Source organism: Leifsonia sp. PARNA 1/14, assembly GCF_055720965.1.
This window is the reverse complement of sequence record NZ_JBVQSP010000001.1, coordinates 401,913-422,874: the sequence shown is the minus strand read 5'-3', so window position 1 is coordinate 422,874 and position 20,962 is coordinate 401,913. Positions and strand designations below refer to the sequence as shown.

Below are 20,962 nucleotides of genomic sequence, written 5' to 3'. Positions count from 1 at the left end.
GAGCCTACGCGCGGTGCCGCGCGCGAGCCCCCGCCCTGGCTAAGATCGGCGAGTGGAATCCGCACCCTCCAGCCTCCGTGTCGCCGTGCTCGGCCCGGTGCTCGTCGAGGACCGGACGGGCGTTCTCTCCGAGCCGTCGGGCATGCGGGGCAAGAGCCTCGTGGTGGCGTTGGTGCTGGCACGCGGTGCGGCATCGGTGGCCGCGCTGGTCGAGGACCTCTGGGACGACGCGCCCCCGCGGCAGGAGCGCGCGGCCCTGCAGACCCTGGTCTCGCGGGTGCGGACGACCACTGCCGACGGCCTGTTGGAGTCGACCCCGTCCGGGTACGCGCTGGCGGTGGAGCCCGGCGACACCGACCTCGGGCTCGCACGCGTCCTGCTCGAGCGGGCGAACGCCGCCCGGGAGGCGGGCGACCCCGTCGAGGCCGCGCGCGCCGCGAGCGCCGGCCTGGCACTCTGGAGGGGCGAGCCCGGCCTCGAGCTGAGCGGCACCCGCCTCGCCGACGAGCTCGCCACCGCGGCGCGCGAGCTGCGCTCCGACCTGCTCGCGGTCCGCGCGGGCGCTGCACGCGACAGGGGCGACTCCGCGACCGCTCTCGCCGACCTCCGGCAGCTGCTCGCGGAGCGCCCCTACGACGAGGCCCTCCACGCCGAACGGATGCGCACTTTGGCCGAAGCCGGCCGGCGCAGCGACGCCCTGCTGGCGTTCGCCGACCTCAAGGAGGCCCTGCTCGACCGTCTCGGCACGCGTCCCGGTCCCGAGCTGGTCGCCCTCAACGCACAGCTGCTCGCCGAGGACGACGCGCGGGAGCCGCTCGCGCCGCGCCGGGTGCGCATCGGGCTCCGCACGGCCCCGAACTCGCTCGTCGGGCGCGAGTACGACCTCGATGCCGTCGAGGACCTGGTGGCCACCTCCCGGCTGACGACGATTCTGGGTGCTGGCGGCCTCGGCAAGACGCGCCTCGCGAACGAGATCGGCCAGCGCGCCATCCACATGCCCGCCGTGATCCTGGTCGAGCTGGCCAGCGTGCGGACGGGCGACGACGTGGAGCTCGCGTTCGCCTCCACCCTGGGGATCCGCGAAGCCAGGGCGACCCGGTTCACAGACCCGGGCGCGCAGCTCGATCTGCGCTCGCGGATCTTGGGGCTGCTCTCGGAGCGGGAGACGCTGCTGATCGTCGACAATTGCGAGCACATCGTGGACGCCGCCGCCGCCTACATCGAGGACATCCTGTCGTCGACGCCGACCGTTCGGGTGCTCGCCACCAGCCGGGCGCCGCTCGCGATCGGGGCCGAGCGTGTCTACGCCCTCGGTCCGTTGGCCGCCGACGACGACGGGCCGGCGGGCCGACTCTTCGCCGAGCGGGCGCGAGCGGCGCGCCCCGGCGTCGTGCTGCCGGCGGAGGCCGTGGCCCGGCTGTGCGCACGGCTCGACGGCCTGCCCCTCGCCATCGAGCTCGCCGCGGCCCGGACGCGTTCGCTGTCGGTGGAGGAGATCGAGCGGCGGCTGAGCAACAGGTTCGTGCTGCTGACGGGCGGCGACCGCACCGCTCCCGAGCGCCACCGCACGCTGTTCGCCGTCATCGACTGGAGCTGGAACCTGCTCGGCGCGTCCGAGCAGTCGCTGATGCGCCGGCTCTCGGCGTTCCCCGACGGCTTCAGCGCCGCGGCGGCCGAGGCAGTGGCCGGGCCCGGCGCCGCGTCGGTGCTCGATGACCTGGACGCGCTCGTGGCGCAGTCGCTCGTGACCGTGACGGAGGACGCGGAGACCGGGATCCTCCGCTACCGGATGCTGGAGACCGTGCGCGAGTTCGGCGACCTGGAGCTGACCTCCGCGGGCGAGACCGACGAGGTGCGCGCCGGCATGGATGCCTGGGCGGTGGGCTTCGCACGTCACGCGCTCGCCCACATGCACGGGCCGGAGCAGGTGCCGACGTTCGTCCTGGTGACGGCCGAACAGGACAATCTGGTCGCGGTGCTGCGCTCGGCGATCGACGGCCGGCGCCAAGCGACAGCCGCGGCCGTCTTCGCGGTGCTGGCCTATTATTGGTCGCTGCGGAGCACCCACACGGAGGTCCTCGGCTTCGGCCCGGCAGTGATGGACGCGCTCTCGGGATGGGAGCCGGAGGGCGACGACCGCGAGGCCGCAGCCGCCTGCTACGCGCTCGTGGGCGGGACGTTCCTCTATGCAGGGCTGCGTACCGCTGTGCGGGCGATCTCGCGGTTGCGCAAGCTGCGTCGCGAGAAGCCCTTCGGCGATCCCCGCCTCGACGCCATCGCCGGGCTGGTGCTCTCGGCCGGCCATGTCGCCCCCGGGATGCGGTTGCTCGCGGAGTTCAGCCGCTCGGCGGACCCCGAGCTGGCGGCGATGGGCAGCCTCCTCACCGCCCAGCTGCAGGAGAACGCGGGCGAACTCGATCAGGCCCTCGCCACCGCCGCCCACGCCCACGCCAAAGCGCTGGAGGCCGACGACGCCTGGTCGATCGCGTCGGCAGCGCAGGCGCTCGCCCAGCTGCACAGCCAGCTCGCCCACCCGCGCGAGGCGCTCGAGTGGGCCGAGCGCGCGCACGCCGGCCTCGCGCTCCTCCAAGCCACCGGCGACCTGCGCCAGCTGGACTGGCTGATCGCCGTCAACTCGATCTCGGCCGGAGACATCGCACGCGGGAGGGAGCTCCTCGAGAACTACCTGTACGAGGAGGTCGACCGCACCGGTTTCGACTACGTCGACTATTACGGGATCGGCTTCGCGGGCATGGCCGAGATCGCCCTGGCCGAGGGCGACTTCACCGAAGGCGTCCGGCTGTACGACGAGGCGATCGGCGTCTACCTGGACGACTCGGCCGTGGAGCGCGACGCGGTCGCCAACCCCTGGCTGATCATCCTCGGAGCGGCGCTGGTCGCCGCCCGGCTGCGGGCGCACGAAACCGCCCCCGACCTCCTCGACCGCGGCGACACCGAAGCGGCGGCCTGGAGGCTCCGCACGCGCGTACTGGTGAGCGGGCGCCTGAACCCGCCGTACCTCGACAAGCCGGTGATCGGCACCGGCCTGCTCGGCTTCGCGATCTGGATGCTCGACGCGGAGGTCGGCGCCGCGCGCGGAGACGCGTGGGTCGACACCGGACTGGAGCTGTTCGCGCTGGCCGAGCGGTCCAACTCGCGCCAGGACATCGAAAGTCTGAGGCGGGCGCCGCTCGCCGCGCGGGTACGCCGCATATGGGGCGACGAACGACTGGGAGCGGCGGAGGCGGCGGTCTCCCCGCTCACTCGCGATGGGGCCGCGGTGCGTGGGCTGGCCCTCCTCCGCGACGTGCGTCCCTGAGGCAGGGAACGCAAAGCGGCCGCCGCCTCCCTCCGCAGGAGACGACGGCCGCTGACCGTGGGCGGGAGGCTAGGCCTTCCGCATGTAGGCGCGCACCGTGAGGGGTGCGAAGACCGCGACGATGACCGCCGCGCCCAGCAGTGCGAGCCACCCGTCGACGCCGAACGTGCCGTGGGCGGTCAGGTCGCGGACGGCCGTCACGAGGTGGGAGACGGGATTCACGTTGACGAAGCCCTGCAGCCAGCTCGGGAGCGTCTGGACTCCCACGAACGCGTTCGAGAAGAACGTCAGCGGGAAGAGCACCAGGAACGAGATGCCTTGGACCGAGCCCGCAGTGCGGGCGATCACGCCGAAGAAGGCGAAGATCCAGCTGATCGCCCAGGAGCAGAAGATGACCAGCAGACCCGCGAGGATGACGAACCCCAGCCCGGCCGCCGGGCGGTAGCCGATCGCGAAACCGACCACGAAGGTGATCGTCGTCGCGATCGTGTAGCGCAACGTATCGGCCAGCAGCGCTCCGGACAGCGGCGCGATGCGAGCGATCGGCATCGACTTGAACCGGTCGAACACGCCCTTGTCCATGTCCTCCCGCAGCTGGACGCCCGTGACGACGGAGGTCGTGATGACCGTCTGTACCAGCACACCCGGGATCAGCGTCGGAAGATACGCCTGCACGTCGCCGGCGATCGCACCTCCGAAGAGGTACGCGAACATGATCGTGAAGATGATCGGCTGAAGCGTCACGTCGAACAGCTGCTCGGGCGTCCGCTTGATCTTCAGGAGGCCGCGGTGGGCCATCGTGATCGTGTTGGACACCGTCTGGCTGAGGCTGACGTGGTTCTTCAGGTTCCGCTCGGAGGGCGGAGTGATGGTGGCGATGGCGCTCATGCCCGGACTCCTTCTGAGGTGGTGGCCTTCTCGGTCTCGGCGGACTCGTCCGCGGTCTTCTCGTCTTCGACGCCGTGGCCGGTCAGCGTCAGGAACACCTCGTCGAGGGTCGGCTTCTGCACGGACATCTCCTGAAGGTGGATGCCCGCCTCACGGAAGGTCACGAACAGGTCGGTGACGGCGTCGGCGTCGCGCATGGGCGCGGTGAGCCGCGATCCCTCGGGCGAGACGACAGCCTCCACGCCGAGCACGGTGGCGATGGCGCGGCGGGCGTCCTCGATGTCGGCCGGGTCGGTCAGGCGCAGCTGCAGCGAGGACTCGCCGACCGAGGCCTTGAGCTCGTCGGCGGTGCCCTCTGCGACGACGCGGCCGCGGTCGATGACCGCGATGCGGTCGGCCAGCTGGTCGGCCTCGTCGAGGTACTGCGTGGTGAGCAGAACCGTCGAGCCCGTGGAGACCAGGCGACGGATCGTGTCCCACATCTGTGCGCGGGTGCGCGGGTCGAGGCCGGTGGTCGGCTCGTCGAGGAAGATCAGCGGCGGCTGCGCGATGAGGCTGGCCGCGAGGTCGAGCCGGCGGCGCATACCGCCAGAAAACTTCTTCAGCGGACGCTTGGCGGCGTCCGTCAGCCCGAACTCCTCGAGCAGCTCGGCGGTCTTGGCCTTCGCCTCCCGGCCGCTCAGTCCGAGCAGGCGGGCGAAGATCATGAGGTTCTCGTTGGCCGAGAGCGTCTCGTCGACCGAGGCGAACTGGGCGGTCACGCCCAGCAGCTGGCGGACGACCTGCTGCTCCTTGCGGATGTCGTGCCCGAAGATGAATGCGTCTCCGCCGTCTGGCCGGAGCAGGGTGGCGAGCATGGAGATGGTGGTGGTCTTCCCGGCGCCGTTCGGGCCGAGGACACCGTAGACGGTGCCGGCTCGGACGTTCAGGTCGACGCCGTCGACCGCCCGGTTGTCGCCGAAGACCTTGACGAGCCCGTGGGCCTCGACGGCCCACTCGGTGCTGCGAGTCATGGTGGTCCTTCCTGATGAGGTGGATGAGTCGATGCTCGCCGGGCGCGCTTACACGGCGCTTACGGCGTGCTTACAGAGCCGCCGCACGGGTGTAAGCGGCGGTGAGAGAGGCGGCGGATGCCGCTAACCGACGGTGCGGACCGCGGCGACGACCGCCGGACGATCGACGCCGGCGAGCAGGAGCGCACGCGGGACGGTGCCGAGTTCGAGGCCGAGGATCGCGGTCGCGAGGTCGGCCTCGCCGGAGCGCTGACGGCGGTTCGCCGACGCCACACGGTGCGCACGCGACAGCGCCTCCTTCGCGGAGGCGCCCCAGCGCGGGCGGGCGACGCGCGGTGAGGAGACGAGGCGCTCCTCCCCCTGCGGTTCGACGCCGGCCACGCGGAGACTGGCCTCGCGCTCGGCGAGCAGGGCGGCCTCCAGCCCGGTCGGGTCGAGGCCGGCGTCGGCGAGCACGTCGCGGATCGGGCTGCTGCCGTCGCGGGACAGCGCGAGCAGCAGATGCTCGGCCTCGACAAGGGTCGAGTTGCGGCGCTGCGCCTCGGCGACCGAGGCGATGACGACCGCGCGCACGGCCTTGGAGAGCGGCTGCCCGGGGGCGTTGTTGGCGGTTTCAGACATTTCGTCTCCTGAGGGCGATGCCGGCCGCGGCGACGCGGCGCAGGTGCTTCTTGTGCACGGCTTGGCGGGTGACGCCGAGGGCGTCGGCGATCTGGGTCCAGCTCCAGCCGTCGCGGAGGGCGTGCTCGACCTCCGCGTCTTCGAGCCGGTCGGCGAGCTCTCGGAGGGCGACGACGGCGGCGAGGCCGTCGGCGACCCCGCCGAGCGGGTCGGGCGCGGGTGTGGATGGAGGGTTCATAGGAGCAACTTTAGTTGCTTATTCGAGTTTGTCAACTTAAGTTGCTACTCCACCTTGCTTCTTGCGGAGGAGATGCGCGTCGCTGCGCTGCCTCCGCGCGGACAACGGAGGGGACGCAGCATTTATCGGGCAGAATCTCCTCCACTCACGCGCATTGGTCGCCTGCGGCCCCAGAACCCCTCCGTCGGCCGCGGACCGGTCGACTGCGCGTATCCTGACCGGCATGGACATCGGCGTCGGCACGACCGTATGGCTCGGGGATCGCCCCGGAGTCGTGGTGGAGGGACCGGACGAGGGCGGCCAGTTCCTCGTGGAGTACTCGGCCCTCGAGGGCGGGCTGGAGAGCACGTGGTGCCCGCCGGGCGACGCTCGCGTGCAGCCGCGTCGAACCTGACCGACGCGCACGATATCCGCGCGGATGCGCACCCGTGCGCGGAAATCCCGCGCGCAGAGCGACGTACACTGATGAAGTGACAGCGTACGTCTCCGCCTTCGACCTGTTCTCGATCGGCATCGGCCCCTCGAGTTCGCACACCGTCGGCCCCTTGCGGGCGGCGAAGGCGTTCGCCGACCGGATCGCCGCCGACGGCCTCCTCGACCGGGTCGACCAGGTCACCTGCACGCTCTACGGATCCCTCGGCTCCACCGGGATCGGCCACGGCACCCCGGACGCCGTCGTCGCGGGTCTGCGCGGCAACGAGCCGGAGAACTGCCGCCCCGAGGACGTGCGCGGAGCCTGGTCGGCGATCGAGCCGGGCACGACGCTGCTGCTGGCCGGCCTGCGCGAGATCCCGCTGTCGAAGGACGACATCGACTTCGAGCCGCGCACGCGCCTCCCCGGCCACCCCAACGCGCTCACCCTCCGGGCCTGGGGACGCTCGGCCGACGGCACGCGCGAGCCGCTGCCGTTGCTGGAGGAGACGTACTACTCGATCGGCGGCGGCTTCATCCGCCGCGACGGCGAGGAGGCCGACCTCGCGGCCCGCGCCGCCCATCCCCTGCCCTACGACTCGGCGGAAGAGCTCCTCGCGATCTGCGAGCGGCTCGACATCCCGATCTGCGAGGTCGCGCGCCGCAACGAGGTCGCCCTCCACGGGGCTGAGGCCACCGACGCACGCCTCGACTTGATCTGGGAGGCCATGGCCGAGTGCGTCGCACGCGGTCTGGCCGGCGACGGCACCCTCCCCGGCGGCCTCGGCGTGAAGCGCCGCGCCGCCGCGATGCGCGAGCACCTCGAGAGGGTGCAGGACGACCCGGGCCGCGCCACGTCGCTGGAATGGCTGCACGCCTTCGCCCTGGCGGTCAACGAAGAGAACGCGTCCGGCGGCCGCGTCGTCACCGCGCCGACGAACGGCGCCGCCGGCATCGTTCCTGCGGTGGCCCACTACTATCTCCGCTTCGTCCCGGGCGCGACACTCGACGGCATCCGCAAGTACCTGCTCACCGCGACGGCCATCGGGTCGCTCTTCAAGGCGAACGCCTCGATCTCCGGCGCGGAGGGCGGATGCCAAGCGGAGGTCGGATCGGCCTGCGCGATGGCGGCCGGCGCGCTCTGCGCCGTGCTCGGCGGCACGCCCAAGCAGGTGGAGAACGCGGCCGAGATCGCGATGGAGCACCACCTCGGCCTGACCTGCGACCCGGTCGGCGGCCTCGTGCAGATCCCGTGCATCGAGCGCAACGCGATCGCCTCCTCCACGGCGATCTCGGCGGCCCGGCTCGCGCTGCACGGCGACGGCTCGCACCTGGTCTCTCTCGACACGGTGATCGAGACGATGCGGCAGACCGGCCTCGACATGTCGACGAAGTACAAGGAGACCAGCGAGGGCGGACTGGCGGTCAACGTCATCGAGTGCTGAGCCGGGGGCGCTGATCACGCGTTACGCCCGGTTGCGACGTCCGTAGGCGACGTCGGAGGCCCCGGTTAGCGTGGTCGGCATGACCATCACGACCGATCGCTCCGGCCAGGCCAGCCCCGAGACCCTCCCCGCTCCCGACCTCCACGGTGCCGCGCTCGGCGCCGCGCTCGCCGGGCCGCTGGTGTCGACCCAGTGGCTGTGCGACCACTTGGGATCGGACGGCCTGGTCGTCGTCGACGCCACGGTCGTGGCCGCAACGGACGCCGATGGACGCGTCGGCTACACGAGCGGCCTGAACCGGTACCGCGAGGGCCACCTGCCCGGCGCAGTCTTCGCCGACCTCCTCGACCCGTTCAGCGATCCGACCGCACGGTTCCCGTTCACGCGTCCGGGCGCCGAGGCGTTCGCGAGCGCTGCGGCGGCCCTCGGTGTGGAGGCCGGCACGACCGTCGTGATCTACGACGCGGCGGTCGGGCAGTGGGCCTCCCGGTTGTGGTGGCTGTTCCGCTCGTTCGGGCACGACCGCGTCGCGGTTCTCGACGGCGGCGTCACCAAATGGAGCGGAGAGGACCGCCCGCTCGAGACCGGCGACATCGAGCCGCACCCCGCCGGCCTCCTGCCCGTCGCAGAACTCCCCGGGTTCTGGAGCGACCGGAACGACGTCGCGGCTGTGCTGGCCGGCGACCGCGTCGGAACGCTGGTCTGCGGAACTCCGCCGCGGGACTTCGCCGCGCGGCACCTCCCGGGCAGCGTGAGCGCGCCGGCCGTGCGGCTCGTGGACCGCACGACGAACGCGTTCCTTCCTCGCGCCGAGCTCAGCGCGCTCTTCGCCGACGTGCTGTCGTCCGCCGACCCGATCGTCGCCTACTGCGGAGGCGGGATAGCGGCCGCGGCGGACGCCCTCGCCCTCGCCCTGCTCGGCCGCGACGACGTGACGGTCTACGACGGTTCGCTCAGCGAGTGGGCGTCCGACCCGGAGGCGCCGCTCGCGAGGCTGTGATCCGTCGCGGGTCTCCGGGACCGGCAATGGCGATCCTGGGTCTTCGCCGCAATCGGGCACTCGGTGTCAAGGCGCGACGTAGGCTCGGAGCATGACCCTGATGGAGATTCCGTTCCACACCATCGACGGGGCGCCGAGCAGCCTGTCCGACTACGCGGGCAAGGTCATCCTGGTCGTCAACGTCGCATCGCGCTGCGGACTCGCACCGCAGTACGAGAAGCTCGAGAAGCTGCAGGAGACGTACGGCGACCGCGGCTTCACCGTGATCGGCTTCCCGAGCAACCAGTTCCTCCAGGAGCTGAGCTCCACGGACGCGATCAAGGAGTACTGCTCCACGACGTGGGGCGTCACGTTCCCGATGATGGAGAAGGTGCGGCTGAACGGACGCAGTGCGCACCCGCTCTACGCCGAGCTGACGACGCACCCGGACGTCGAGGGCAAGGCCGGCAAGGTCAAGTGGAACTTCGAGAAGTTCGTCATCACGCCCGACGGTGCGGTGCACCGCTTCCGTCCGCAGACCGAGCCGGATGACCCGCGCATCGTCGGCCTGATCGAGGCGGCGCTTCCGGCGGTCGCCTGATCGCCTACTGGCTCGGCGCCCAGGCTCAGGCGCGCCGGAACCAGCGGCCTCCCACCCGTTCGGTGAGCCGCCACGACCCCGTCTCAGCGAGCAACTGCACGGCGGCGACGGTGTGCTCGGCGACGCGCAGAGCCTCGGCCGATCGGTCGGCGGTGAACCGCACCGTCAGCCGAGCCTCGCGGCTGACGATGTCGACGCTCGAGGCCTCCACTGTCGCGAGTTCGGCCGTCGCTGCGGCGGCGGCGGGTTCGATGGAGGCCGCAGGCACGTCGGCGCGCAGCCGCCCGACGGGGATGATCACACGAAACGAAGGCACGCGCCGAGCCTACGGCGCGGAGGCCTACCATGACGTACGCTGACACGGCGGGATCGGAAGGGGGTGCGCGAATGCACACCGAATCACCGGACACACGAGAGCTCTACATCATCCAGGACGTCAACCTGACGACTGAGGAACTGGAGACCTTCGACAGGATGCTGGATGAGCGACGTCGGGGGGACGTCGCCGAGGCGCAGCGCCATGCCGAGGCGTTGGGCAGCCTGCTGTCGTCGCGGTCGGAGTCGACCGCCGACGACGAGCACGACCCGGAAGGGCCGACGCTCAGCGCCGAATGGAGCCGGCTGCAGGCGCTCCGGTCGGAGACGGCCGCTGACATCGCGGCGGTCGACGCGGCCCGCGAGCGCATCCGGGCCGGTCGCTACGGCACCTGCGCGTCGTGCGGCCGGGCGATCGGCGTGCAGCGGCTGGAGGCGCGTCCGACGACCGAGCTCTGCATCGTCTGCGCCGTCGCCGCCGAGCGCTGAGCGCGGCTGGGCCGTCGGTCGCTACCGGCCGGCGCGCGACGCGCGGTAGACCGCCTCGGTGCGACTGGAGGCGCCGACCTTGCGCAGGATGCTCGAGACGTGCACGCTCGCGGTCTTGGCGGAGATGAACAACGCCTCGCCGATCTGCTTGTTGCTGAGGCCCTGCTCGATGAGCGCGAGCACCTGCTCCTCGCGCTCGGTCAACGGCGCCCCGGGGCCGACGGCGGCCTCTCCGTGCCCCGCCCGGTTGCTGCGCGACGACGCCAGTGCGGTGGCGGCCTCCGTGAGGAGGCCGAACCCCGAGCGCCCGGCCTCACCGCGGGCTGCAGCGGCGAGCTGCTCGACCGCGCCGCCGTCTCCGGCGGCCCGGGCGACCCGGGCGGCGCGCACCAGCGCGTAGGGATGGAGGTGCGCGGGTGCCAGCGACGAGCCCGTCGCCTCGATCGCGGCCTGCCAGGCAGCGCGGGCGGCGGCGTAGCGATCGGGAGCCGACTCGCTGTCCGATCCGTCTCGACTCCCTACAGCCGCAAGCGCCGTGGCGAGCTCGGCGCGGATCACCGGACCCCACGCGGCGGCGGTCGGCCAGGTCTCTATCGCCGCGAGCACCGCGTCCAGCCGGGCGGCCTCCCCCGCCACGTCGAGGCCGTCGAGGGCGTCGACGCCACCGGACGCACCAGCCTCCCGGGCCGCACGGAACGCGCCGTCGGCGAGAGCGCGCGCGGCCGCCGCGAGCACCGGGAGGTCGGAGGCCGGGAGCCGGTGATGCGTGACCGCGCGCACGGGCGCGGTCGCCTCCCAGGCGCCCAGGTGGTCACCACGCGCGATCGCCAGCTCAGCGGCCAGCCGCGCGACGCCCAGCTCGGACTGCACTTCCAGCTCACCCAGCGTGCGCAGGCCGCCGTGCCAGCGGCGCAGCAGCGCCTCGGCCGTGTCGAGATCGCCGCGCCACAGCGTGATCCAGAGCTTCATGCGCTGCAGATGAGCCCGGAAACTCGGCGGCGGGTCGAGGGCGAGCGCCGGATCGAGCATGGCCTCCGCGCGGTCGAGCTCGCCGAGCGCGAGCAGCGGCTCGACCGTGTTCGACGAGAGGATGACGCCGGAGGTGCGCTCGACTCCGCGGGCACGCGCCTCACGGGCGCCGCGCTCGGCGAGGCGCACGGCCTCCTCGTACCGTCCGAGGGTGTTCATCGCGTCGGACGCGTTGACGGCGTAACGCAGCGCGGCACCCGGGTCGTGCTCGGCCAGCCGGCCGGCCTCGTCGAGCTCGGCGAGACCGCGTTCGATCGATCCCGCGGCGACCAGTGAGCTGCCGCGGATGTTGTGGGCGACCGAGAGCAGCGCCTCGGCGCCGCTCCCCGCTTCGTCGACCGCCTGCGACGTGAGTGCGACCGCCTCGTCGAAGCGGGCGGCGAGCATGTAGCGGGCGGCGAGCTCGGTGAGTAGCTGAGGCCGCAGGCCGTCGCCGGCGGGGAGCGAACCGGGAGGCACGGCCTCCAGCGCCTGCTGCAACAGCTCGATGACCCCCGGCCGGTTGAGGTTCATCAGGTATTGCGCCTTGTCGCGCAGCAGGCGCGCGCACCGGGCGGGCGGGAGGTCGTCCTCCGATTCGAGGGCGGCGTTCACCATCGCGAGGGCGCGCTCGTTGTCTCCCGCGTTGCGGAGCGCCGAGGCCGTGCGCGACAGCAGGTCGGTGCGGCTCGTGATGCCGAGCGCGCCGGCACTGAGCTCCTGCGCGTCGGGGACGCTGTCCCAGAGCTCCAGCGCGCGGTCGCCCATCGCAGCGGCCGTCGCGTACGCATAGGAGCGCCGCGCCTCCTCCATCGCCTCGAGCGACGCGATGAACGCCCGCCTCAGATCGTGCGCCGCGAGCCAGTGGGTGGAGAGCTGCGTGGCGGAGCGCTGCGGACCGGCCTCGAGCGCCTCGGCGAACCGACGGTGGAAACGGCTGCGCTCACCCGGCAGCAGGTCGGCGTGGATGGCCTCGCGCACCAGCGCGTGACGGAACGTGTACTCGGTCGTGTCGGCCGCGAGCACGTTGGCGACCACGGCCTCCCGTGCTGCGGCGTCGAGCTCGTCGGCTGTTCCGTCGAAGACGGCGGTGAGCAGTTCGTGATCGACGCAGACTCCGCCGGCCGAGACCAGGCGCAGCAGCTGCTGAGTCGGATCGCTGAGCTTCTCGAAGCGCGCGAGGAGGAGTTCGCGCAGCGTCTCGGGGAGGTCTTCACCCGTCGCGAGACCGTCGATTCCGATCAGCTCCTCGACGAAGAACGGGACGCCCTCGCTCATCTCGTAGACGCGGTCGACCGTCGCGGCGTCGGGCTCGCAGCCGAGCAGACGGGCGATCAGGGCCTCCACCTGGTCTCGGCCGAGCCGGGCGAGCTCCCACCGCGTGAGACGGCGCGTGCGCTCGAGCTCGGCGAGGTAGGACCGCAGCGGGTGGCCGCGCCCGACTTCGTCGCTGCGGTAGCTGAGCAGCACGAGGATGCGCCCGCGCTCGGCCATCCGCACGATGAACCGCAGCAGTTCGAGCGTGGCGGAGTCGGCCCAGTGGATGTCCTCTACCGCGAGCACGAGCGGCCGGTCGGCCGACAGCGTCTCGAGCAGCACCGTGACCAGCTCGTAGAGGCGCTCGGCGCCGGTGCGTGCGGGGACGGCCGAGTCGTCGGCCAGTTCGGGCAGCAGCACGGGCAGTACACCCGCTCCGTGCCCCGCGGCGGCGAGGACCGTGTCGAGCCCGCGCAGCTCGATCAGCCGGCGCAGGATGCTCGCGAACGGCGCGTACGGGGCTCCGTCGTTGCCGAGGTCGACGCAGCGACCGAGGAGCACCGTCGCGGAGCCCTCGGCCTCGGCGAGGAACTCGGCGAGCAGCCGGGACTTGCCGATGCCGGCCTCCCCGCCGATGACGACGGCGCGCAGGCCGCCACCGTCGTCGACGGCGCGGAGCTCGTCGCGCAGCGCCTCGAGGTCGGACTCGCGCCCGATCATCGTGGGGCTGGACGCCGGTGATCGCATGGCCTCATCGTGCCACGCACCACCGACATCCTCACCCCTCCCGCGCCCGGCTTCGCGCAGGGCAGAACGACCGTCACCGGGCGGCGTGAGCGAGCTCCCGCTGCGGCTCGGCCGCCGACTCGGCGACGGGCTGCCCGGCCGGCTCTCGCACCGGATCCGCCGCGGGAGCGATCGACATCGCGAGCCCCTCCGGCGCGGCAGGAGCCGGGTGCCGCCGCAGGCTCCGGGCGGCACGCTCGGCGGCGTGCTGAGCGGCGTGCTCGGCGCGACGCTCCGCGCGCTGCTCACGGCGGCGGCGCACCAGCTCGCGCTCCTGCTCGGCCCGGCGGGCGTCCCCCTCGTACACGCGACCGGCGACGAACTCCTCGGACAGCATCATGATCCTCACCCTTCGTTGCACTGCTTTCTTCGACTCCCTCAGACTCGTCGCTAAGGACCCCCTCCCACATCGGGAAGATGCCCTATTCCGGCCGGCCGCCGCCTCAGAACGGGTCGGCCCCCACCTCACGAGGCGGCGCGCACACGGCGGGGGTCGACACGATGCCGCCGTCGGCGCAAGCTGACACCATGGCAACGATCAACGAGCTGCAGCCTCCCTATCGCGTCGGCTATTTCGTCGGCAGCCTCTCGTCGGTCTCCATCAACCGGAGGCTCTCGACGGCCCTGCTCCACCTCGCCCCGGACGAACTCGTGTTCACCGAGATCGAGATCGGCGGCCTCCCGCTCTACAACCGCGACTTCGACGGGGACTTCCCCCAGGTCGCGCGGGACTACAAAGCGTCGATCGCCGCGCAGGATGCGCTGCTGTTCGTCACGCCCGAATACAATCGCTCCATCCCCGGCGCGTTGAAGAACGCGATCGACTGGGCGAGCCGCCCCTACGGCGAGAACGTGATCGCCCGCAAGGCGACGGCCGTGATCGGCGCCTCGTCCGGAGCGATCGGCACCGCGGTCGCGCAGCAGCAGCTGCGCAGCGTGCTCAGCTTCCTGCAGGCTCCGCAGATGAACGCGCCGGAGGCCTACATCCAGATGCGTCCCGGTCTGATCGACGACGACGGCTCGGTGACCGACGAGTCGACGGAGGCGTTCCTCCGCGGGTTCATGGTGTCGTTCTTCGAGTACATCGAGCGCGTGCTGACCGTCGTGCCGGCGCCGCGGTGACGCGCGTGCTCCTGGAGGACGCCGAGGCCCCGCTCAGTGTCGCCGTGAGCGCTCTCGACCGCGACGGCGACGCGGTCGTCGTGCGCGTCGACGCCGCCGACGGCGACCGTCGCTGGACCCTGACCGCACCGCTGCTCGGCCACGACGAGGCGACGGGGCTGGGCGCCTGGCTCGCCGGTCTGCCCGGCGATCTCACGCTCGGCGCCGACGAGTGGACGGCACTCACCTTCCGATCCCCCGCGCTGTCGCTCGCCGGCCGACGCGTGCCGGGCGGGGGCGTAGAGCTGCGCGTCGCCGTGCTCGGGATGTCGAGCGTCGACGACGGCCCGCCGCCTCCCGGGGAGCCGGGGGCGCAGCGCCGGACGACCGACGTGGTGCTCGGCCTCCACCTGCCGCCGGAGGACGTCGAACGGGCCGCCGTCGCCTTCACCGCCGAGGCTGCGGCGCTGCGCGGCTGACCGTCGCCGACACTCGCCCTAGCGGCCGCCCTCGCGCTTGCGGTGCCGCTGCGACACCGCCTGCGGCCCGTACGGGTAGACCTCGGTGCGCGGCGTGCTGACGTCGTCGAGCCGGGTGCGCTGCTCGTCACTCAGGACGAGGTCGGCGGCCGCGAGATTGTCGTCGAGCTGCTCGATGGTTCGCGCGCCCAGGATGACGCTCGTCACGGCCGGACGGTCGACCAGCCAGGCCAGGGCGACCTGCGACATGCTCGTCCCGGTCTCCTCGGACACGGCCTGCACGGCGTCGATGACCTCCCAGGTGCGCGGGTCGGCGTTGCGGGCGTCGAAGGCCTCCATGCCGCGCTTCGGGTTCTCGCCCAGGCGTGTCGCCCCGGTCGGCGCCTGGTCGCGGCGGTACTTGCCGCTCAGCCAGCCGCCCGCGAGCGGCGACCACGGCAGCAGCCCGACGCCGGCGTCGATCGCGGCCGGCACGATCTCGTGCTCGATGCCGCGCACCAGGAGGCTGTACTGCGGCTGCAGCGTGACCGGCGGCACGAAACCGTAGCCGTCCGCGACGGCGACGGCCTTCGTCAGCTGCCAGGCGAGGTAGTTCGAGAAGCCGTAGTAGCTGATCTTGCCGGCCGAGACGGCGTCGTCGAGGAACCGCAGCGTCTCGTCGAGCGGGGTCAGGGCGTCCCACGCGTGCAGCTGGTAGAGGTCGATGTGGTCCACGCCGAGCCGGCGCAGAGAGTCGTCGAGGGCCTTGCGCAGGTGGGTACGCGAGAGGCCGACGTCGTTCGAGCCCTCCCCCATCGGGAACCGGCCCTTCGTCGCGATGACCAGTTGGTCGCGCCGGCCGTGGTTGCGGGCGAGCCAGCGCCCGATGATCGACTCGGAGACGCCGGCGCTGTAGACGTCGGCCGTGTCGACGAACGTGCCTCCGGCATCCAGATAGCGTTCCAGGATGGCGTGCGAGGTGGCTTCGTCGGCCTCCGCCCCGAAGGTCATGGTGCCGAGTGCGAAGGCGGACACGATCGTTCCGCTGTTTCCGAGGGTCCTGAGGTCCATGGCCTCGACGCTAGCCTCGCCCGCCGTTTTCGCCTACCGTTTGCCAGCGTGAAGCTGCTGATGCTGTCCGACACGCACGTCCCGAAGCGGGCACGGGCGCTGCCGGCGCAGGTGCTCTCCGCGATCGACGACGCCGACGTGGTGATCCACGCCGGCGACTGGGTCGACGACGCGACGCTCGACCTGCTGGAGAAGCGCTCCCGACGGCTGATCGGTGTCTGGGGCAACAACGACGGCCCATCGCTGCGGCGGCGGCTTCCGGAGGTCGCGCGCGTCGAGCTCGGCGGGCTGCGGTTCGCAGTCGTTCACGAGACCGGGCCGGCCACCGGGCGCGAGTTGCGCTGCGAGCGCGACCATCCCGACACCGACGTGCTGGTGTTCGGACACTCGCACATCCCCTGGGACACGGTCGCGCCGGGCGGCCTGCGCCTCCTGAACCCCGGCTCGCCCACCGACCGCCGCCGCCAGCCGTTCTGCACGTACCTGACCGCCGAGCTCGCCGACGCGCGGCTCACCGACGTGCGCCTCGTCCCCCTCCCGCTTCGCTGAGGGCGGCGCGGCTACGGGAGGGTGAGGAGGCCATCGACGAAGAGGGCTCGGACGGCGGGGAGGAGGTCGGCGCGCAGCGCGGGCTCGTCGACCTCGAGGAGCTGCGCGAGCGCCGCCACGATCGCGCCGACGGGCAGCTCGCCGTCGCACGCTCCGACGAGCGCGGCCAGACCGGTGTCGGCCGAGACGACGCGGCCGAAGCCGCCGCCCTGGCGCAGGAGGATCGCGGTCGGAGCGTCGGCGCCCGGCCACAGGTGCCGCTCCTCGGTCACGTCGGGCGCGACCGTGAGCCGGAGGCCGGCCACGGCATCGTCGTCGAGCTCGGCCTGCGCGTCGTGCGCGGCCAGGCAATCGCCGAGGTGCACGCCCAGCCCCGCCTCGTTCGTGCCGAGCGACCCGTGCCTCCGCTCGAATCGGCGCAGGGTCGGGAGGCCCTCGGCGCGTCGCAGCAGCACGTAGCCGAAGCCGACCTCCCGCACGTCCCTGGCCTCGAAGTCGTCGAGCCAGGCGCCCTCCAGCCGATCGAACTCCGGCGTACCCTGCCGGGTGCCGCCGTCGCGGATCCAGGTCTCGGCGTACTGGGCGGCGTCCTCCGTGTCGCGCTCGATCACCCAGGCGTCGAGGGGTCGCGCGGATTCGTCGACCCACCCGCGCACGCGGTCGAGCGCGTCGCCCGTGCCGCGGTACTCCCAGTTGCCGAGCAGCTGGGCGACGCCTCCCGGGGTCAGGTGCTCGCCGCAGCCGGAGACGAACGCGGCGACCAGCGCGTCGCCGACCATGCCGCCGTCGCGGTACTCGTAGGCGGGCACGCCCTCCACCCGCGGCGTGATGACGAACGGCGGGTTGGAGACGATGTGGTCGAACATCTCGCCGTCCACCGGATCGAACAGGCTGCCGAGCCGGAACTCGATCCCCTCCACCTCGTTGAGCTCGGCGTTCAGCGCCGCGAGCCGCAGCGCGCGCTCGGAGATGTCGGTGGCGACGACACGCTCCGCATGGCGGGCGGCGTGCAGCGCCTGGATGCCGCAGCCCGTGCCGAGGTCGAGGGCGGAGCGCACCGGCCGCTGCAGCATCAGGCCGCTGAGGGTGAGGGAGGCACCGCCGACACCGAGGACGTGGTCCTCCGGCAGCGCACCGCCGAGGGCCAGCTCGCCGAGGTCCGAGACGATCCACCACTCGGCTGGTCCGACCGCGTCGACGAACGCGTACGGGCGGAGGTCGACGGCGGGCGAGACCGTCTCGCCGACGGACACGAGGCCCAGCTCTACCGCGCCTTCGAGGCCGAGCGCCGGAAGGGCAGCGGCGGCGTCCGCGCGCGGCACGGGTCTTCCGAGCACGAAGAGGGCGGCGAGAGTGCCCTGCGCTGTCACCTCGGCTGCGGCGAGCGCCCGCTCAGCGGGTACTCGCCGACCGCGGAACAGCGCAGCCGACGCCGACTCCCCCCACAGGGCGGTGAGCCCGTCGACGGTGAAGCCGGCGGCGTGGAGGTCGCAGCGGAGGGCGGAGACGGCTGCGGAACGCACGGATCCATTCAACCAGGAGCACAATGGGCGCTGTGACTTCCCGAGAGAGCATCGTACGCAGGCGGGCCGTGGTGACCGGGATGGTGCAGGGCGTCGGTTTCCGCTGGAGCGCCCGCGAGGAGGCGCACCGCCTCGGCGTCACCGGGTGGGCCCGCAACCGGTCCGACGGCACCGTCGAGGTGGAGGTCGAGGGCGAGGCCGCCCACGTCGACCGGATGATCGCGTGGCTGCGCTCCGGCCCTCCCGGCAGCGAAGTCGAGAACGTGCGGGTGTCGGAGGCCGCCCCCGACGGCGACGATGCCTTCCGCATCCGCCAGACCGAGTAGACGCACGCGGCGGCGTGTGCCGCGCATCCACGCCCTGACACGGGCCACCGGCGAGGGGCACAATAGGGCCATGACCCGCGCGACGCTGCTGACCATCACCGTGCCCACCGGCGAGCCCGCTCCCGGCGACCAGGGGTTCGCCCTCGCCGACTTCGGCGCCCCGCAGGTGCGCATCACCGATCTCGCGGTGACGCGCGGCGACGGCGTCTTCGAGACGATCGCCGTCATCGACGGCCACCCGCAGGCGCTCGGGCCGCACCTGATGCGTCTTGCGCACTCGGCAGAGCTGCTCGACCTCCCTCAGCCCGCCGAGCACGTCTGGCACGAGGCGGTGCTGGCGGGCATCGCCGACTACCGCTCGCGCAACGGCGACGGCGGCGAGCTGTTCGCCAAGCTGATCTACACCCGCGGAATCGAGGGCACAGGCGCCCCGAGCGGCTGGATCTTCGTCGACGAGGGCGAGGACTTCACGACGCAGCGCCTCGGCATCTCGGTCGTCACGCTCGACCGCGGGCTGCGACACGACGTCGCCGAGACCTCCCCGTGGCTGCTGGCGGGCGCGAAGAGCCTGTCGTACGCCGTCAACCGCGCGGCCCAGCGGGAGGCCGCCCGCCGAGGCGCCGACGACGTGATCTTCATCAGCTCCGACGGGTTCGCGCTGGAGGGCCCGACCTCCAACGTCATCCTGCTCGCCGACGGTGTCGTCGTCACCCCGCAGACCGACCAGGGCATCCTCGCCGGCACCACCCAGGCGGCGGTGTTCGCGTTCTTCGAGGAGCGCGGGTACGCGACAGAGTACCGCCACATCGGCGTGGACGAGCTGGCGGGCGCCGACGCGCTCTGGCTGGTGTCCAGCGTGCGCCAGGCGGCGCCGATCACGCACCTCGACGGCCGCGAGTACGCGGTTGAGCCCGACCTGACTGCCGAGCTCAACCGGTACCTGCTGTCGCGGACGAACTGACGACGCTCTCAGGCCGTCTCGCGCCAAGCGGTCAGCATCCCACGAAGCGCTCGTCCGCGGTCCACCCGGAATTCGCCCACTTCGCAGGTGATCCGGGGGTGAACCCCGGGTAGATCCCGGCAAGCTCGTCGAGGAGCCAGCTGGTGAATCTGGCAGCGCCCTGCGGGCAGGTGTGGATACCGTCCGAGCTCCGGAATCGCTTACCGTCACTCTCTGCGGCGAAGGTCGTTCCCCAGACTGCGCCGGCGTCGAGCAAGCGCGCGCGGCCGCCGGACGCATCGACCACGCGCTTGGCCGCCGGCGATGTGAGCGCGAGTTCGTCCAGGTGAGGCGCGTAGAAGTCGTCCGCCTGGATCGGTGGCATGGTGACGATCAACAGGTCAGCACCTGCCTTCGCCGTCAGCGCCTCGAGCTGTGCATACGCCGACTCGAGCTCAGCTGCGGTTCCCCAATCGTACGTGGTGATCTGGTAGATGACCGCGCTCGGCTTCGCACTGGTGATCCGCTCCTCGAGCGCCGCCCGGGTGCTTTCGCCCAGTTCGCCGACGACGGTTCCGCCTCCCGCCGCAGCGATCGAACTGAATTCGACACCGCTCGCATCCATGGCGAACGAGAGCGGCACGGACAGACCATCCGCGATCGAGTCGCCGACGAACAGCACACGGGCGACGCCGTCTACACGAGCGGACGGGCCGGTCTCCGACGGTTTCTGCGTCGAAGAGGCCTGAGGCAGGATGCTGCCGCAGCCGACGCAGGTGGCGAGAAGTATTCCGCAGAGACCGACGGTGAGAGTGTGTTTGAGTGTCATGCGACCGAGTCTGGCGAGCGCATGTCCGCCGAGATCCTCCGTCATGTCGCGGCCGTGTCGCAATCGGCTGGGAGACCCGGCGAGGGCGAGGAGCCCCGCAAACACGCGGGCATACTGACGTGGTGTCCTCCCTTCTCCTCGTCGAAGACGAACCAATGCTCCGCCGAGGCATGCAACTCGCTCTCGAACGTCACGGCCATCAGGTGCGCACCGCAGAAGATGGCAAGACGGCACTGAGGCTCGCACGCGAAAGTCTCCCCGAACTCGTCGTGCTGGACGTGATGCTCCCGGGTATCGGCGGCTTCGAGGTGTGCAGGCGCCTCCGCTTGCTCAGCGATGTGCCGATCATCATGGTGACGGCGCGCGATGACGATTTCGATGTGCTGGAGGGCCTCGCCGCGGGCGCCGACGATTACGTGGTCAAACCGGTGCAGCCGGTCGTGCTGGACGCTCGGATTCAGGCTGTGCTGCGCCGTATCGACCCCGGCGACGACGGCGTGCGCGAGCATCGAGGGCTGCGGATCGACACCGAATCGCTCACGGTCTCGCTGAACGACGCCCCTCTCTCGCTCACGCCGAACGAGCTCCGCCTGCTGCTGATGCTCTCCGCGTCCCCTGGACGCGTCTTCAGCCGTCAGCAACTGCTCGCCTCGGTCTGGGAGCAGGAGTACCTGGGCGACTCGCGTCTTGTCGACAACTGTGTGCAACGGCTGCGCGCCAAAGTCGAGGACGATCCCGGCGCGCCGAGATACATCGAGACGGTTCGCGGATTCGGTTACCGGTTCGGCACGTCCT

At 71.9% G+C, this 20,962-nt stretch carries 22 protein-coding genes; 12 read left to right on the top strand and 10 right to left on the bottom strand.

Annotated elements, in window-relative coordinates:
• Positions 1-52 precede the first annotated feature (52 nt).
• Entirely contained in the window at positions 53-3,319 is a 3,267-nt protein-coding gene (locus AC0HS0_RS02125) for an ATP-binding protein (protein WP_472961339.1), read from the top strand.
• Between the two features lie 69 nt (positions 3,320-3,388).
• Here the strand turns inward: AC0HS0_RS02125 and AC0HS0_RS02120 are convergent, their stop codons facing one another.
• The 4 genes from AC0HS0_RS02120 to AC0HS0_RS02105 all read right to left on the bottom strand — a co-directional run bounded on the left by AC0HS0_RS02120 (position 3,389) and on the right by AC0HS0_RS02105 (position 6,079).
• Positions 3,389-4,207, bottom strand: coding sequence for an ABC transporter permease (locus tag AC0HS0_RS02120; RefSeq protein ID WP_472961337.1), 819 nt, complete (start codon positions 4,205-4,207; stop codon positions 3,389-3,391).
• A complete protein-coding gene (locus AC0HS0_RS02115; RefSeq protein ID WP_472961335.1) occupies positions 4,204-5,220 on the bottom strand; it encodes an ATP-binding cassette domain-containing protein in 1,017 nt (338 codons plus the stop codon). Before AC0HS0_RS02115 ends, AC0HS0_RS02120 begins: the two co-directional genes overlap by 4 nt.
• Positions 5,221-5,343: 123 nt before the next feature.
• The gene (locus tag AC0HS0_RS02110; protein ID WP_472961334.1) at positions 5,344-5,841 is read right to left on the bottom strand and encodes a Clp protease N-terminal domain-containing protein; all 498 of its coding nucleotides are present in this window, start codon (positions 5,839-5,841) and stop codon (positions 5,344-5,346) included.
• Positions 5,834-6,079: a helix-turn-helix domain-containing protein gene (locus tag AC0HS0_RS02105; RefSeq protein WP_472961332.1), complete on the bottom strand. Its 246-nt coding sequence runs from the start codon at positions 6,077-6,079 to the stop codon at positions 5,834-5,836. The genes AC0HS0_RS02110 and AC0HS0_RS02105 overlap by 8 nt, the downstream gene beginning before the upstream one ends.
• A 223-nt stretch (positions 6,080-6,302) precedes the next feature.
• Between AC0HS0_RS02105 and AC0HS0_RS02100 the strand changes: the two genes are divergently transcribed.
• From AC0HS0_RS02100 to AC0HS0_RS02085, 4 genes are all read left to right on the top strand, one after another.
• The gene (locus AC0HS0_RS02100; RefSeq protein ID WP_472961330.1) at positions 6,303-6,473 is read left to right on the top strand and encodes a hypothetical protein; all 171 of its coding nucleotides are present in this window, start codon (positions 6,303-6,305) and stop codon (positions 6,471-6,473) included.
• 76 nt (positions 6,474-6,549) lie between these two features.
• Positions 6,550-7,935, top strand: coding sequence for an L-serine ammonia-lyase (locus AC0HS0_RS02095; protein ID WP_472961328.1), 1,386 nt, complete (start codon positions 6,550-6,552; stop codon positions 7,933-7,935).
• A 79-nt stretch (positions 7,936-8,014) separates the two neighbouring features.
• Complete coding sequence (locus AC0HS0_RS02090; RefSeq protein WP_472961326.1) at positions 8,015-8,935, top strand: sulfurtransferase; 921 nt, start codon at positions 8,015-8,017, stop codon at positions 8,933-8,935.
• A 91-nt stretch (positions 8,936-9,026) separates the two neighbouring features.
• On the top strand, positions 9,027-9,515 hold the full coding sequence (locus tag AC0HS0_RS02085) for a glutathione peroxidase (RefSeq protein WP_472961324.1): 489 nt from the start codon (positions 9,027-9,029) through the stop codon (positions 9,513-9,515).
• 25 nt (positions 9,516-9,540) lie between these two features.
• Here AC0HS0_RS02085 and AC0HS0_RS02080 read toward each other — a convergent pair whose 3' ends face one another.
• Positions 9,541-9,831 (bottom strand): hypothetical protein, encoded by a 291-nt coding sequence (locus AC0HS0_RS02080; protein ID WP_472961323.1) that lies wholly within the window; start codon positions 9,829-9,831, stop codon positions 9,541-9,543.
• A 71-nt stretch (positions 9,832-9,902) separates the two neighbouring features.
• On the opposite strand from AC0HS0_RS02080, the gene AC0HS0_RS02075 reads away from it, so the two are divergent.
• Positions 9,903-10,319 carry a TraR/DksA family transcriptional regulator gene (locus AC0HS0_RS02075; protein ID WP_472961322.1) on the top strand — a complete coding sequence of 139 codons (417 nt, stop codon included), beginning with the start codon at positions 9,903-9,905 and terminating at the stop codon, positions 10,317-10,319.
• Positions 10,320-10,340: 21 nt separating this feature from the next.
• Here AC0HS0_RS02075 and AC0HS0_RS02070 read toward each other — a convergent pair whose 3' ends face one another.
• Both AC0HS0_RS02070 and AC0HS0_RS02065 read right to left on the bottom strand, forming a co-directional pair.
• Positions 10,341-13,331: a helix-turn-helix transcriptional regulator gene (locus AC0HS0_RS02070; protein ID WP_472961321.1), complete on the bottom strand. Its 2,991-nt coding sequence runs from the start codon at positions 13,329-13,331 to the stop codon at positions 10,341-10,343.
• Positions 13,332-13,404: 73 nt separating this feature from the next.
• Positions 13,405-13,710, bottom strand: a complete 306-nt coding sequence (locus AC0HS0_RS02065; RefSeq protein WP_472961320.1) for a hypothetical protein — start codon at positions 13,708-13,710, stop codon at positions 13,405-13,407.
• A 188-nt stretch (positions 13,711-13,898) separates the two neighbouring features.
• On the opposite strand from AC0HS0_RS02065, the gene AC0HS0_RS02060 reads away from it, so the two are divergent.
• Positions 13,899-14,492: an NADPH-dependent FMN reductase gene (locus AC0HS0_RS02060; protein ID WP_472961319.1), complete on the top strand. Its 594-nt coding sequence runs from the start codon at positions 13,899-13,901 to the stop codon at positions 14,490-14,492.
• Positions 14,489-14,950, top strand: coding sequence for a WapI family immunity protein (locus tag AC0HS0_RS02055; RefSeq protein ID WP_472961317.1), 462 nt, complete (start codon positions 14,489-14,491; stop codon positions 14,948-14,950). Before AC0HS0_RS02060 ends, AC0HS0_RS02055 begins: the two co-directional genes overlap by 4 nt.
• A gap of 18 nt (positions 14,951-14,968) precedes the next feature.
• On the opposite strand, the gene AC0HS0_RS02050 is transcribed toward AC0HS0_RS02055, so the two are convergent.
• Positions 14,969-16,000, bottom strand: coding sequence for an aldo/keto reductase (locus AC0HS0_RS02050; protein ID WP_472961316.1), 1,032 nt, complete (start codon positions 15,998-16,000; stop codon positions 14,969-14,971).
• Positions 16,001-16,048: 48 nt separating this feature from the next.
• On the opposite strand from AC0HS0_RS02050, the gene AC0HS0_RS02045 reads away from it, so the two are divergent.
• A complete protein-coding gene (locus tag AC0HS0_RS02045) occupies positions 16,049-16,549 on the top strand; it encodes a metallophosphoesterase family protein (RefSeq protein ID WP_472961315.1) in 501 nt (166 codons plus the stop codon).
• Positions 16,550-16,560: 11 nt separating this feature from the next.
• Here the strand turns inward: AC0HS0_RS02045 and AC0HS0_RS02040 are convergent, their stop codons facing one another.
• Entirely contained in the window at positions 16,561-18,072 is a 1,512-nt protein-coding gene (locus AC0HS0_RS02040; protein ID WP_472961314.1) for a DUF7059 domain-containing protein, read from the bottom strand.
• 32 nt (positions 18,073-18,104) lie between these two features.
• On the opposite strand from AC0HS0_RS02040, the gene AC0HS0_RS02035 reads away from it, so the two are divergent.
• Together AC0HS0_RS02035 and AC0HS0_RS02030 are read left to right on the top strand one after the other, a co-directional pair.
• Positions 18,105-18,398 (top strand): acylphosphatase, encoded by a 294-nt coding sequence (locus AC0HS0_RS02035; RefSeq protein ID WP_472961312.1) that lies wholly within the window; start codon positions 18,105-18,107, stop codon positions 18,396-18,398.
• 70 nt (positions 18,399-18,468) lie between these two features.
• The gene (locus AC0HS0_RS02030; RefSeq protein ID WP_472961310.1) at positions 18,469-19,359 is read left to right on the top strand and encodes an aminodeoxychorismate lyase; all 891 of its coding nucleotides are present in this window, start codon (positions 18,469-18,471) and stop codon (positions 19,357-19,359) included.
• Between the two features lie 31 nt (positions 19,360-19,390).
• Here the strand turns inward: AC0HS0_RS02030 and AC0HS0_RS02025 are convergent, their stop codons facing one another.
• A complete protein-coding gene (locus tag AC0HS0_RS02025; RefSeq protein WP_472961308.1) occupies positions 19,391-20,167 on the bottom strand; it encodes an SGNH/GDSL hydrolase family protein in 777 nt (258 codons plus the stop codon).
• A gap of 122 nt (positions 20,168-20,289) precedes the next feature.
• On the opposite strand from AC0HS0_RS02025, the gene AC0HS0_RS02020 reads away from it, so the two are divergent.
• Positions 20,290-20,962, top strand: a 673-nt coding sequence (locus AC0HS0_RS02020) for a response regulator (protein WP_472961306.1), incomplete at its 3' end; no start/stop codon positions are given.